At 33.7% G+C, this 11,829-nt stretch carries 18 protein-coding genes and 1 pseudogene; all 19 read right to left on the minus strand.

Going from position 1 to position 11,829, the window contains the following annotated elements:
• Positions 1-44 precede the first annotated feature (44 nt).
• The 19 genes and pseudogenes from JKP73_RS12330 to JKP73_RS12415 all read right to left on the minus strand — a co-directional run bounded on the left by JKP73_RS12330 (position 45) and on the right by JKP73_RS12415 (position 11,534).
• Positions 45-305, minus strand: coding sequence for a hypothetical protein (locus JKP73_RS12330; protein ID WP_200411305.1), 261 nt, complete (start codon positions 303-305; stop codon positions 45-47).
• 360 nt (positions 306-665) lie between these two features.
• The gene (locus JKP73_RS12335) at positions 666-1,013 is read right to left on the minus strand and encodes an ArsR/SmtB family transcription factor (RefSeq protein WP_200411306.1); all 348 of its coding nucleotides are present in this window, start codon (positions 1,011-1,013) and stop codon (positions 666-668) included.
• On the minus strand, positions 1,000-1,425 hold the full coding sequence (locus tag JKP73_RS12340; RefSeq protein ID WP_200411307.1) for an SRPBCC family protein: 426 nt from the start codon (positions 1,423-1,425) through the stop codon (positions 1,000-1,002). Before JKP73_RS12340 ends, JKP73_RS12335 begins: the two co-directional genes overlap by 14 nt.
• Before the next feature lie 532 nt (positions 1,426-1,957).
• A complete protein-coding gene (locus JKP73_RS12345; RefSeq protein ID WP_200411308.1) occupies positions 1,958-2,323 on the minus strand; it encodes a hypothetical protein in 366 nt (121 codons plus the stop codon).
• Positions 2,324-2,378: 55 nt separating this feature from the next.
• On the minus strand, positions 2,379-2,768 hold the full coding sequence (locus JKP73_RS12350; RefSeq protein ID WP_200411309.1) for a hypothetical protein: 390 nt from the start codon (positions 2,766-2,768) through the stop codon (positions 2,379-2,381).
• On the minus strand, positions 2,758-2,976 hold the full coding sequence (locus JKP73_RS12355; RefSeq protein WP_200411310.1) for a helix-turn-helix transcriptional regulator: 219 nt from the start codon (positions 2,974-2,976) through the stop codon (positions 2,758-2,760). Before JKP73_RS12355 ends, JKP73_RS12350 begins: the two co-directional genes overlap by 11 nt.
• Before the next feature lie 389 nt (positions 2,977-3,365).
• Positions 3,366-3,554, minus strand: coding sequence for a hypothetical protein (locus JKP73_RS12360; protein WP_200411311.1), 189 nt, complete (start codon positions 3,552-3,554; stop codon positions 3,366-3,368).
• A 284-nt stretch (positions 3,555-3,838) separates the two neighbouring features.
• Positions 3,839-4,123: pseudogene (locus JKP73_RS23170) on the minus strand (NUDIX hydrolase); the annotation flags it as partial.
• A gap of 81 nt (positions 4,124-4,204) precedes the next feature.
• Positions 4,205-4,834: a class I SAM-dependent methyltransferase gene (locus JKP73_RS12365; protein ID WP_200411312.1), complete on the minus strand. Its 630-nt coding sequence runs from the start codon at positions 4,832-4,834 to the stop codon at positions 4,205-4,207.
• 80 nt (positions 4,835-4,914) lie between these two features.
• Entirely contained in the window at positions 4,915-5,202 is a 288-nt protein-coding gene (locus JKP73_RS12370) for a TIGR04104 family putative zinc finger protein (protein ID WP_200411313.1), read from the minus strand.
• A 157-nt stretch (positions 5,203-5,359) separates the two neighbouring features.
• Positions 5,360-5,683 carry a DUF3784 domain-containing protein gene (locus JKP73_RS12375; protein ID WP_234447108.1) on the minus strand — a complete coding sequence of 108 codons (324 nt, stop codon included), beginning with the start codon at positions 5,681-5,683 and terminating at the stop codon, positions 5,360-5,362.
• Positions 5,684-5,829: 146 nt separating this feature from the next.
• Positions 5,830-6,183, minus strand: a complete 354-nt coding sequence (locus JKP73_RS12380) for a PH domain-containing protein (RefSeq protein ID WP_200411314.1) — start codon at positions 6,181-6,183, stop codon at positions 5,830-5,832.
• A 348-nt stretch (positions 6,184-6,531) separates the two neighbouring features.
• Positions 6,532-7,506, minus strand: a complete 975-nt coding sequence (locus tag JKP73_RS12385) for an alpha/beta hydrolase (protein WP_021292677.1) — start codon at positions 7,504-7,506, stop codon at positions 6,532-6,534.
• Positions 7,507-7,802: 296 nt separating this feature from the next.
• Positions 7,803-8,381 (minus strand): dihydrofolate reductase family protein, encoded by a 579-nt coding sequence (locus tag JKP73_RS12390; protein ID WP_200411315.1) that lies wholly within the window; start codon positions 8,379-8,381, stop codon positions 7,803-7,805.
• 161 nt (positions 8,382-8,542) lie between these two features.
• A complete protein-coding gene (locus tag JKP73_RS12395) occupies positions 8,543-8,983 on the minus strand; it encodes a GNAT family N-acetyltransferase (RefSeq protein ID WP_200411316.1) in 441 nt (146 codons plus the stop codon).
• Between the two features lie 219 nt (positions 8,984-9,202).
• On the minus strand, positions 9,203-9,949 hold the full coding sequence (locus JKP73_RS12400; protein WP_200411317.1) for an alpha/beta fold hydrolase: 747 nt from the start codon (positions 9,947-9,949) through the stop codon (positions 9,203-9,205).
• Positions 9,950-10,217: 268 nt separating this feature from the next.
• A complete protein-coding gene (locus JKP73_RS12405; protein WP_200411318.1) occupies positions 10,218-10,694 on the minus strand; it encodes an NUDIX hydrolase in 477 nt (158 codons plus the stop codon).
• Positions 10,695-10,829: 135 nt separating this feature from the next.
• On the minus strand, positions 10,830-11,006 hold the full coding sequence (locus tag JKP73_RS12410) for a DUF4083 family protein (protein ID WP_200411463.1): 177 nt from the start codon (positions 11,004-11,006) through the stop codon (positions 10,830-10,832).
• 108 nt (positions 11,007-11,114) lie between these two features.
• Positions 11,115-11,534 (minus strand): cytidine deaminase, encoded by a 420-nt coding sequence (locus JKP73_RS12415; protein WP_200411319.1) that lies wholly within the window; start codon positions 11,532-11,534, stop codon positions 11,115-11,117.
• Positions 11,535-11,829: the final 295 nt, after the last annotated feature.

Here is an 11,829-nt window from a genome sequence, read left to right on the forward strand (position 1 = left end):
TTGCATATAAAAAAGCACTCTTTTATAGAGTGCTTTGAATCTTCTTAAAGTCCCATTCTGCTTAATGCTTCTATACTGGCTTTAGTATTTTCTTTTACTTGCCTTTGCTGTTCATCTCTTTCTGTTTTAGTTTCAACAGTAACTTTAATTACGTTATCTAAGTTAACTATTACATTATCTACTTGAATTCTTTTACTTTCAGATTTAACGATTTTTGTGGATAACGTATTGTTATCTTGTTCAAACTCTTGTGTTGTACCATCTATATAGGTAAATATATAGAAATATTTTTCTGTATTCTCCATCGATGCCACCCCCTTTGCCTCTATAATACGACAAAAGGAAATATTTTCCTACATTTTCTGAAGAAAAAATAGCACCCAAGCCTAGCAAAACTCAGGTGCAACACATTTACATACCTAGTACAATATATCGAAAAACAATGCTATTATTTCTGTAAGGAGCTTAGTTATGTTCACACTATCATAATAAGCTTTTTTTCAAGGGCAAAAGTGACATGATAGTGACATGGTATTTAGCAAGTCTTATTTAACTAATGCGCTCTATTTGTGTAAGATTAACAGCTGAACAAAGTAAAGACTTTAATTCCATTATTACAACTCTTAAATATCAACTAAGGGAGTTAGCAACTCACCTTGGTTATTTCACAACTGACCCTTATCGTCCTCTACATACTTTCTAAGAGAATACAGTTTTTCATCCCAGTATTGTTCGAAGAATGTAAGCCAATCTTTTAATTTAATCAGTGGTTCTGGCTGAAGTTTATACCGAGTTTCCTTACCAGACCTCTGCCTAGTAACAAGGCCAGCCTGAAAAAGAACATCCAAATGTTTATTTACGGCAGTACGGGTCATCGGAAAGCATTCCGTAATTGCAGCAATCGACATCTCTTTATCTGCAAGCAATTTTAACATCTTGCGACGGGTAGGATCGGCAATTGCTTGAAACACATCGTATTTCGACAAGGATGCGTCCCTTTTATAACTCGACATATTCAGGAAGGCTCTTTTTGACGATTTTTTCCCAACCGCTGTCCATAATTTCACGAATAACTGAATGCGGTTGTCCAAATTCTGTATCTTTATTCGCATCCCATCCAGAATGAATAAGTGTAAACTCTGTTTTTTCGTCCTCTAATTCTTTTAATTCAAAAGCAAGATGCCAATCCTTATCCCAGTCAAAGCCAAGGCGATTCGGTGGGTCAAATTCTGTAAGCTTACAAGGAGAATTGCCATATTCCCCTGTATAAAGAGTAAACTCCTGTCCCAAAATAGGTTTAAAATCATTTGGCATCCACCATTTTGCAATACCTTCCGACGTTGCAACAGCATCCCATACTTTTTCTATCGGAGCATTGAGTACTACCACTTTACGGATTTCCGGTAATTCTTCCTTTGTTTTCATCAATAAAACCTCCACACCTTAGTTAACACCATTTAGTGTCACAATTAATTGTAACACCAAATGGTGTTATGTCAATTTTAATTATATTTTTTAACAATTTGTTCGATTCATAAATAGAGCAAATTCTTACTCCGGTAATGCGTCCGATAATAGAAACTAATAGTTCTTCCTTCTACCACCCAACTTTTTTGATACATAAAAACATAAAAAACCAGTAACAAAAGAAATTAGTAAAGGTAAGATAGCAAGCATTGGCATTATAATTGTCTAATAAAGCAAATAGGCGCTCACTGCAAAAATAAACCAACTAATTATAAGCAAAAAACTCGATAAAAATTCTTTCATTGCAACCACAAATATCACATCCTTATGGTTAAGCATAAGTACCTTCTTCAGCTAAATGGCCCTTATATATGACTCTGGCGCCAATCTTTATTCCAGATTTGCGCCCGATCTTAAGTTCATTTTTCTTCACAACCTTATAATACGACTCATCTTTTATTGTTGTATGTATCTTTTAAGGAATTCACCATTAGTCGATTGTTACCTTAATATTTTCTCCGCTAATTATTACGTCTTCTTTTTTAGAAACGATCCTAATAATATCTTCTACTATTTTTTGAATTGTCGTATCATCAATTTTTGCATCCTTCGGTAAACCTACTGATACGTAAATGTCAATATCCACTTTAACAGAACTAGTACTTACTATTATTCCTATCGACTCCTTTTTAAGTCCCGTTCGCTTTGCAATGGATACTATAAGTTCCTTTTTGATTTCGTTCAATAAATTTATTATTTCATCCGTATCATCTTCATTTATCGCTTGTGCGTATGCTGGGGTGTTATAACTTACTAAAAAAATAATTAAAATAAGACTAACAACTAGTTTTTTCATACTCATCACCTCAGTTTAGTTTTTGAAACTAAACTGGTCTTATTCAAGAAAATATTTACCTCTTGCTTACGATCAAAGCACCAATTCCGCTAATAGAAAAATAGGAAAAAACAAATATCCATATATAGCTTATTGTAATTTGTTCAATCCCCATCGCAGTTATAACAGCTAATGACAGAAAAATTACAACCATAAAGATATTAGAAGAATACAAATAAAATTTTTGCATATTACTAATTGTTCGTTCATCAAAATCTGGAGTTTTATCTTTTTTCTTACGAATTCTAATTATATCAATAGCGAATAGTATTAGTGCGGCAGTAAGCGTACCTAGAAGTCCTGAAAGGTTTAAATCCCCATTAATCAATTGTGTGATTGTGGTTCCCACCAATACACCAATAGCAGCATAAGTTAACATCCATTTCTGATATTTTTTATTTTTCATATTTTTCCTCCTCTTTTAATATAAATACTTCTTCAATTGGGAGTTCAAAATACTTAACAATTTTTAAAGCAAGTTCAAGGCTTGGATTATATTTGTTATTTTCTATAGCCGTGAACGTTTGTCTCGTAACTTCTAATTCTTCGGCCATCCTTACTTGTTTAATACCTCGTTCTTTTCTAATCTTTTTAATATTATTTTTGACAGGCATTTTTTTCACCGCCTAAAAGTAAATATATCTTTACTTATTTATAACATGAATCTTACTATATGTAAATATATCTTTACTTTTTATTGGGAATTATAAATGAAAAACTGCCCCCTTAAAAAGTTCCTCAAAGTCCACCTCTTTTCACCCCTTACTTATATAACTCCTTGAATTTAATTACGTTACAAATAATACTTAAATATTTTTACTTAGAGCAATTATATTTACTTAATTGATTAGTTATCTCAAAAGATTTTGGTTTATTAAAGACCTCACAAAGAAAAAGCACAATTCTTACTGAAGAATTGTGCCTGATTGAGGAAGAGTAAAATAATTAGATAATCCTAAAGTTAACAAGAAAAAAACGATTCAATTTAAGAATATTGATTTGTTCATTTAGATTGTATCTTTCTTAGTGTTACCCCGTTTGAAATAACCCCGATAAGCCCAGTAATTGCAAAAATATATGCTACAAACAACGGTGTTGAAGAAAGTGATTCAGTAAGTATTCGAAACATACCAATAGTAAAAATAAGCAAACTACATACAAGCGTAATAACTGTTTGAGATTTGTTTTTCACATTTCGTCCTCCTAAAAAAATATTCCCTGCTCAAATGTTAATATATATTTTTCAGGGTTAACAATAAAGTTAAATCTGTATGGTAAATACATTACAACTGTTCTTCATACCTTAACCTTCAACAATCTAGACCTATTCACAGTAACGTAATATTTGCTTATCTAAAATACTCTATTCGTCTATTCTGCAACTGCGCTCCGATTCTTGAATAAGCAAAAAGCTGATATTAACTGGTATAATGGATAAAAAAGGAGCTCCTATAAGTTGGTTTTGTAGAATATTAATTAGCTAAATTCCACATAAAAAGGTTGAATTTTTTCATTTAAACTATACTCAATTCTTTGCTTGAAATTTTTCCATGTTACCATTTCTAATGCTTCCTCAATAGGGGAGAAACCAACTTCCAAGGCTTCTGGAGTCGTAATTAATTCTCCTCCAATTGGTCTTCCTAAAAATAATGTATTGCAAATAGATCCACTGACATTTTGAAAAACACCACAAAATTTTATAACATCAATATCTATACCACATTCTTCATTTGTTTCCCTAACTGCTGCGTCCTTTAAAGCCCTAACAAAATAACCTGTCTAACTTTATGGGGTCACTTCAATTCCGGATAAGCGCCCGATAATAGAAGAAATGCACAATATTTAAATACAGTCATTTTCAATGATAAATACACCACCACAATGAGATATTGGATAAAAATGACACTTATTTCTTAGTGAGAAACTAATTTCATTGTGAACTAAATAATATTCATCATTATCCCAGTATTCAATATTATCTAAACGACACTTTTCAAGTTTCTCTCTTGTTTCAAAAGAGACATCACCAATGAATATTTTACCGTTCTTTTTAAGGAGAGATAGCAGGTTAATTATAAATGATATTTTTTCTTTATCATCTAGATGATGTAAAGTATACGTGCTTATAATCGAATCATATCTATTCTCTGTGATTTCAGATGGCAGGCCATTTGAAATATCCCACTCTATCAAATTCGCATTAGGCATTTTAGTTTTTGCGATGGAGATCATTTCTGATGCAAAGTCTATACCATCAATTTGGTGACCATTTTCATATAGCTTACTTGTTAATATTCCTGTTCCAAAACCAATATCCAAAACGTTAGAATTTCTGTTCTGCATTACCTCATTAAAAATTGTATTCAGTATTTTTTTATATCCTGCGAAGGGATATTGATTATTTTTCTCACTAACCTGGACTGTCTTATCATAGTTATCAGCCCATAGATTAAACCCTTTGTTGCTTAACATAAATGCCCCTCCCAAAGGTAATATAGTGCCCAAAACCAATAAGTCAAGGTTTCTTAATGCATTTCTTTCCTAGTAGCATTTTACCAATAAGGTTCTTCTTCACTAGATAAATTTAAAATAAACGGATAAAGACCAAATGTTATAAAAACAAATATGATAGCAATAATTAGTGCTATACCTACAGATATTTCTAACCAAGCATTAATAGGTAAGAACACTACCGGAAACAGCATAAACACGCCACCTCTTGTTCTTGATGAAGCGGATTCATATTGTTTTTTATCGCAATATGGACATACCAATCTGAACATTGTTTTAATCGTTTGTTTCCAAGTCCATTTTTCACCACAGTTTTCGCAAGTGGGCATTTTAATCACTCCTCATCCTCATATCAGTCCTTTACTGTTTAAATTTTAACATAATTTATTACACAATCTGGCCCTTGTGTACGGGTACAGACGTCCATTTCTTATTCCAGAATTCGCCCGTTTGTTGAACTGTGAATTTATATTACCCCAATATTCATCATCGAAATGATTGATAATTATTACTTCTTAAATCTGTTTCCTGTATTAACAGCATAAATATAATTATGCCAATAAATAAGACAAGACCAAAGGCGAATAACCAGTTAATTTCATATGCTTCACTAAATACCCAAAACAACATACTAAATGACAAAGCGAACATCATCTTCCCCATAAACTTGCACAGGGAAACTGTATCATATTTTTCCTTTTCTTCCGGAGGCATTGTATTATAGCCTGCGATTAAGGAGGAGCCTTTACCATTGATCAGTATAATTCCTAATAGAATAAACAACCCAATGACAAACATCATTACAATCATTTTTACCCCCAGTAATAAAATATTTCAATAGCTTGTTAAACATTGGAATGCTATACCAAAATAGAGCAAATTCTTACTCTGAAAAGGCGCCCGTTGATTGAAATGTCTTTATCTGCTATTAGTTGGTTATAGTTGAATATCTGCTTTTAACTATTGTTGTAATCAGCAAGTTTTTTGTCTATTTGAATATGGGGGTTTTCAGTTACTAACAATCGAATAAATTCTGTTTCATTTTTAGGAGATATACTCATTACGTCATATTTACCATAAAGAATTTCTAATCTATCAACGGATAGAGCAGGTGCTGTAAATGGGCTTTTTGTTTTACTCAACCTTTTGATTTCTTCAATCCTTATTGTAGCTCTAAATGGACCAGATTTAACTTTTATAAGTCCTCCTTTAACCTTATACCCCGTTCCAAGCCATATCCATATTAATAACCCTGTTATCAAAACATTTATAATAAAACCTAAAACACTGTTATAGGTTATTAATTGCATACCACCTGTATCTGGAACAAAAATGTAAATTAGAATGAAAAAAATATAAGACCCCAAAACATTAAGAAAAACCAAATGTCTTTCTTAGATGGAAAATACAATTGAACCCCCCCATCCTCTTTGTTAACCATACGTTCTAACAGTTGGAAAGTTTCATTTAATTTTATAAATTTTCACACACATATCAAAATTTAAATAAAAACCCAATTTTATTTGATCTTCTTATTACATTAACGGGCCCTATTGTCCAACATTGATGCTAATTCTTATTCAGGAAATGCGCACGTTTACTGAAGAACGTTCCATTACATTTTTGATTCAAAAACTGTCATAAATAGAGTCTTCTTTCTATGTATAGTTGAGTGATATATCATACATGGTTTTATGAAAAAGTCCAGGCTCTTCAAATGGCAAATTATGTGCAACTCCTGAAAAAAAGATCGTCTCTTTAATAGGTGCGGTTAAACTACTATAAAATTCTTGAACAAGCAAATTTGGCGTATTGAAATCAAATTCGCCCAACAAAAAATAAACCGGACAGTTTACATCCTTAATTTGATCAAGTAAATTCACTGTCATTACTTCATCCCACATGACTCGCATAGAGAAAGTATTACCTTCATTTAATTTATCGATGTCGGTCTCTTTATATTCTGATCTCTTTTGGATGATATGTACCGTTCGTTTAAAAAAATCTGTATCTTTATAGACAACTCCCCCAAATTCAGTAAGCCATTTCCTTTGAATAAATAAATCATTAAGCGTCTTATATGGAGGATGACCGATAGCTTTTAGTTCACTGGTTGCTTTCTGTAACTCATTTCGCTTTGCAAAGTCTACTGTAAAGTTATAGCTTAATAATTCCCCTCGTTGCAAATGTACACTTTGACCCACTCCAACATATGCATAGATTAAATCAGGGTATTTTTGTGCCAACAACATTCCAATAATGCTGCCCCACGAATGCCCAACCACAAATATTTTATCCTTTTTAAACCGGTAGATAAGGTATCTAGTCAATTCATGCGCATCATGTACAAAGTTCTCTATATTCATTGATTCCTCTGATAAGGAATCATTATATGATAAACCCGCCCCTCTCTGATCCCAATTGACTACAATAAAGTCTTTTTCTAATGAAGTTTGATATTCAGGTGCCCATCCAATTTGGGCGTTCCCGGGTCCACCATGAAGAAAAAGAATGACTGGATTATTAATATTTTCACCACGAAGCAAGACCCATTGCTCAACTTGATCAAGCATTACTTTTTCTAAAGAATTGACACTCTGTTTTCCTTCGATCATTGGTGTAAATCTATCCATACATTAGTCCCCCCTTTGCATTATTTAGAAAAAACCTATTAAACAACTATTAGATTTTGCTTCAAAACAAAATCTTATAGTTAATTCTACTTTATTTCGCCACAATCCTGCTCTGTTTAGCTTAAGAAGACTTACTCCATTATATGACCTGATTCATAAATAGAGCGCAGATTCTTACTTCAACTCAAGAATTGCGCCCTATTCTGGAATAATTATTAACTTAGATTGGAAGAAGTAAGGACTGGATTATTGAAAATATACGCCTTTATATAGATGATACATCATAGTTCTTAGTATTAATTTATAACCTTGTAATCCAACTTCATGGAACCACTTATTTCATATTGTTGAGTATTTATGAGTTTCAAATCTTGCCTTGATGTAATGTTATCAAGGTATCGCTTTCCGCTACTGAGGATAACAGGATGGATAACCACACTAATCTCATCTGCCAGCCCCTCATTTATCAGACTCTGTACAAGACCGGCACTTGCCGTAACCATGATGTAACCTTGAATTTGATCCTTAACCTTAGCAATATTCTGACTCAAATCGCCAGAAAGCAGGGAAATGGTGCTGCCATAATCACCCCAGTGAACTTCCCGCAGATCCATATTACGAGTAGCTACATACTTGGGAGTCTTGTTCATGGCATCAGCAAAATCTCCCTTTTGGAACGGCCAAACCTGTGATAATCCTTCATAGGTGACCCGACCCATCAAAAGGGCTTCGGCTTGCTGGACCATATTCAAGATGTCATTCATAGAATCCGTAACACCAGGCATAGCCCACATTGTGAAATTGTTCTCATCTCCACGCGGCCCTGTGAAAACACCATCCAATGTACTGTGTACAGAAACAATAATTTTTCCCATGCACTTACCTCTTTTCTTCGTTATTATTCTATTAAAGATATTACATATAACTCTTGAGATTTCTTCTTCATTACTGAAAAACTCATTACATTATTCAGTTAAATGGCCCGATTCAAGCATATCTTTTATTTAACAACTGCGCCCGTTTGAGGAATAACCAATCAAACAGTTAATTCATAATGATAAAATTCTGTATCCCGCACATATCCGTTTTTCTCATATAGTTTTTGAGCAGCATCGTTATCTGGCGCGGTTTCCAAAGCAATACTTTTTGCACCTGCTGCAATAGCAAAATCTTTCGCCTTATGTAAGAGCATTTCTCCTACCCCTTGTTTCCTTGCTTCCAAATCGACAAATAAATCATTTAATATCCACGCCCTTTTCATTGAAATTGAAGAAAAAGTGGGATAAAGTTGTGTGAATCCCACGTACTTTTGATTGTTCTTAACAACAAATATTACAGATTCTTTATTTTCCAAACGCTCTTTTATGTATTTCTTGGCGCCCTCTAAATCTGATGGCTGCTCATAAAACATGCGGTAAGAATTGAACAAATTTGATACACCTTCTAAATCCTCAATCGTAGCTTGATATGTTTCCATTTGAAATCTCCCTTTTAGTTTTAAACTATACGTTTTATACTTCGATTCGATAAACATTATTTCGTTAAATGGTCCGATTTCGCACTATAGGGCGCAATTCCCTTGTTCTAGAATGGCGCCCTTTAATTGAACTGTTAATATTATATTGTCGCCTGTTTTATAAATTAGATAAGTTACAAAACTGACAAATTTTCCTGAGTCCTTGACATAGTAAACTTTTCATTCCTTCATAAAACCAGTAATTTGACGATACAGATTCTCGGGATGGGTGAGATTAACCATATGGTCAGCACCTGGAATTTCTATGATTCGAGCGTCTGAGTGCTTTCGAAAGTAATTGGCAACACGAAGGTTATCAGGTGAATCCTCTTTACCGATTATCAATAATGTTTTGGCCGTCAATTCTCCTAATCTTTCGATGGCAGGTGGTTGCGGCCAAATCAATTTAACAGCCGGCCATTCAAACATTCGGTTCATATGGTGCTGGAGCATTTGAACCATCAAATTCCGGTGAGGACTCACTGTTACAACACGATACGATGAATCACTGAGCAAAAGCTCGACCATCTTATCGATATCGGGGGCAGCTTCATGAATCTTCTTCATATTCTCTTCAAATTCCTTTGAATAGCTAAACCCAGATAATCCAGGCGCAAGTAATACAAGTTTTGAAACCCTTTCAGGGTAATTCAGAGCGAATTCGGTGGCAATTTGGCCACCCATTGAGTGACCGATGAGTGTCGCCTGATTGATTTCTAGATGATCAAGCAGCAACTGCAAATCTCCAACATGGTTGACGTCTTCTAAAGGGGACGGTGATTTCCCTGTTCCACGTCCGTCAAAAGCAACTACCTTATAGTGTTTCGCTAAAAGAGATGCGACAAATGTCCAGTTCCGTACATCAGCACCACCAGTTAGGAGAACCACAGGATGACCATTACCATTAACTTCGTAATACAAATCCATTAAAATTCCTCCACCCATTACAATTTAATATTAAAACTATGATATCCTTCTTAAATAATCCTGCTTTTTCTTGCTTAACTTACAGTTCAAGAAACACCTTTTAATCTCCTTCCTTATTCTAGAATATGTCCCTTTTCATAAATAAGGAGCACAACTCTTATTCCAGAATTGCGCCCGATTCTTGAATAAACAAGTTGCTCGTATTTCTGATATTTTAAAAGATTATTTGTGTTTACTTTTGAAGAAAAGCATTAGTTAGTTAAAATACTTAGATGCTATATTTTCCGATAATCAGATGTCTGGGAGTGGAAGGTAATTCTTTAAGAGAGTTTTTTAAAAATTCAGGGTAGAGCAACAGATCTTCAAGCTCATTTATAGGAATCCATTTATAAATCAATTTTTCTCCTTCTTCTCCATGAAAAGCCTCGTTATTTACATTTAGTTTCCCTTCTGTTAATGAAACCTTAAAATATAACCCTATTTCATGAAAATTCTTGTTATTATATTCAAAGAAATTTTCAGTAATCCACAGTAAGTTATTAACCTTAACGTCTAATCCTAGCTCCTCTTTTATTTCTCTTTTTATGCTTGACTGTGAATCCTCTAAAATTTCTACCCTTCCTCCTGGCAATGCCCAATGCTTATCATTTATTTGTTTATGTATAAGCACATGATTATTTTCAATCATAATTGCTGCTACCCGGTAATTAAATACAGCTTTTTCTAAATTAAATGTAGCATCCATGGCTTCTCCTCCTAGTTTCTATAAAATTAGAATTCAATATCTAATCTTTCGCTAACTGTTGCCTATATAATTTGCAAATGAAAGGGCTGCCATAGCAAACCTATATTTCTGCAATTGCGCCCTTTTCTGGAACAATCAATTATCCTTTTTATTTTGTTTGCTTACAGCATCTAATTTTTTCTCAATTCTATCCATCTGTTTAGGCCGTTTTGAAAGTGCACGTATGGCAAACACAATTAATGCAGCAATCACTACCAAAATAATAAGAAACACTAATTGGAATATAACATCGTCCCACATAATTTTATTCACAAGAAACACCCCACAAATTACATATTAAATAATTAAGCAATCTGCCCCTATTCTTAAAGAAAAGCACGATCAAACATTTTTTCCTAAATTGTGCCCATTAGCGGAACTTCACTCATTAAATAAGTCTTCATCTGGATAAGCAGCAGTCCAGTGATAAGGTTGGACCTCTGATAAAGTTTTAAAAACTATATCTTTTCCAGGTACACTAACTGCCACCTTTACATTCGGTCCCCAATAAATTAACCTTTCCTGGCATACTCCACATGGAGACAAGACCTTGAATTCTGAATGTTCATTATCACGTACTACGCATATTGAATGGGTTACTTTTTTTCCTAGTTTATGCGCTTCAAGGATTGCCCCTGTTTCTATACAGAGTTCAGTGGAAGCAACAATGACTTCAGGTGCTATACTTGTTAAAATAGTGCCATCTTCTAACGCCATCGCTGCAGCACCACCCCAATCAGAAGGATATTTTTCTTTAATTAATTCAACTGCCGAATCATATAATTTCTTTTCTATATCCATTGTTATTCCCCCTAGTAAATGATAATTGTAGCATATTTTTGTAATTTGGATTGAGTTGTGTTCTTCCGTTAAATGGCCCTATAACAGAAGGACGCGTTATTCAATAAACGCGCCCATTTTGTTGAACATTGAAGCTCTTAACCTAAAGGCTATAGTCTATATGATTTTATTTCCTTTACCTTTCCAGATCTTCCAGTATTACTAAACGTATATACATCGTAGAAATCAATTTTTGTTCCATTTGCTAGTAAAATTACACCATACATTGAAACGAATTTCCTGTGAGTTATCACTT

The sequence above is a fragment of the Virgibacillus salexigens genome, from assembly GCF_014905415.1.
Lineage (GTDB): Bacteria > Bacillota > Bacilli > Bacillales > Amphibacillaceae > Virgibacillus > Virgibacillus salexigens.

Coding starts and splice junctions, on each gene's coding strand:
- JKP73_RS12330 (WP_200411305.1), bottom strand. CDS start 305: ATGGAGAATACAGAAAAATATTTCTATATATTTACCTATATAGATGGT.
- JKP73_RS12335 (WP_200411306.1), bottom strand. CDS start 1,013: ATGTCGAGTTATAAAAGGGACGCATCCTTGTCGAAATACGATGTGTTT.
- JKP73_RS12340 (WP_200411307.1), bottom strand. CDS start 1,425: ATGAAAACAAAGGAAGAATTACCGGAAATCCGTAAAGTGGTAGTACTC.
- JKP73_RS12345 (WP_200411308.1), bottom strand. CDS start 2,323: ATGAAAAAACTAGTTGTTAGTCTTATTTTAATTATTTTTTTAGTAAGT.
- JKP73_RS12350 (WP_200411309.1), bottom strand. CDS start 2,768: ATGAAAAATAAAAAATATCAGAAATGGATGTTAACTTATGCTGCTATT.
- JKP73_RS12355 (WP_200411310.1), bottom strand. CDS start 2,976: ATGCCTGTCAAAAATAATATTAAAAAGATTAGAAAAGAACGAGGTATT.
- JKP73_RS12365 (WP_200411312.1), bottom strand. CDS start 4,834: ATGTTAAGCAACAAAGGGTTTAATCTATGGGCTGATAACTATGATAAG.
- JKP73_RS12370 (WP_200411313.1), bottom strand. CDS start 5,202: ATGCCCACTTGCGAAAACTGTGGTGAAAAATGGACTTGGAAACAAACG.
- JKP73_RS12375 (WP_234447108.1), bottom strand. CDS start 5,683: ATGATTGTAATGATGTTTGTCATTGGGTTGTTTATTCTATTAGGAATT.
- JKP73_RS12380 (WP_200411314.1), bottom strand. CDS start 6,183: ATGCAATTAATAACCTATAACAGTGTTTTAGGTTTTATTATAAATGTT.
- JKP73_RS12385 (WP_021292677.1), bottom strand. CDS start 7,506: ATGGATAGATTTACACCAATGATCGAAGGAAAACAGAGTGTCAATTCT.
- JKP73_RS12390 (WP_200411315.1), bottom strand. CDS start 8,381: ATGGGAAAAATTATTGTTTCTGTACACAGTACATTGGATGGTGTTTTC.
- JKP73_RS12395 (WP_200411316.1), bottom strand. CDS start 8,983: ATGGAAACATATCAAGCTACGATTGAGGATTTAGAAGGTGTATCAAAT.
- JKP73_RS12400 (WP_200411317.1), bottom strand. CDS start 9,949: ATGGATTTGTATTACGAAGTTAATGGTAATGGTCATCCTGTGGTTCTC.
- JKP73_RS12405 (WP_200411318.1), bottom strand. CDS start 10,694: ATGGATGCTACATTTAATTTAGAAAAAGCTGTATTTAATTACCGGGTA.
- JKP73_RS12415 (WP_200411319.1), bottom strand. CDS start 11,534: ATGGATATAGAAAAGAAATTATATGATTCGGCAGTTGAATTAATTAAA.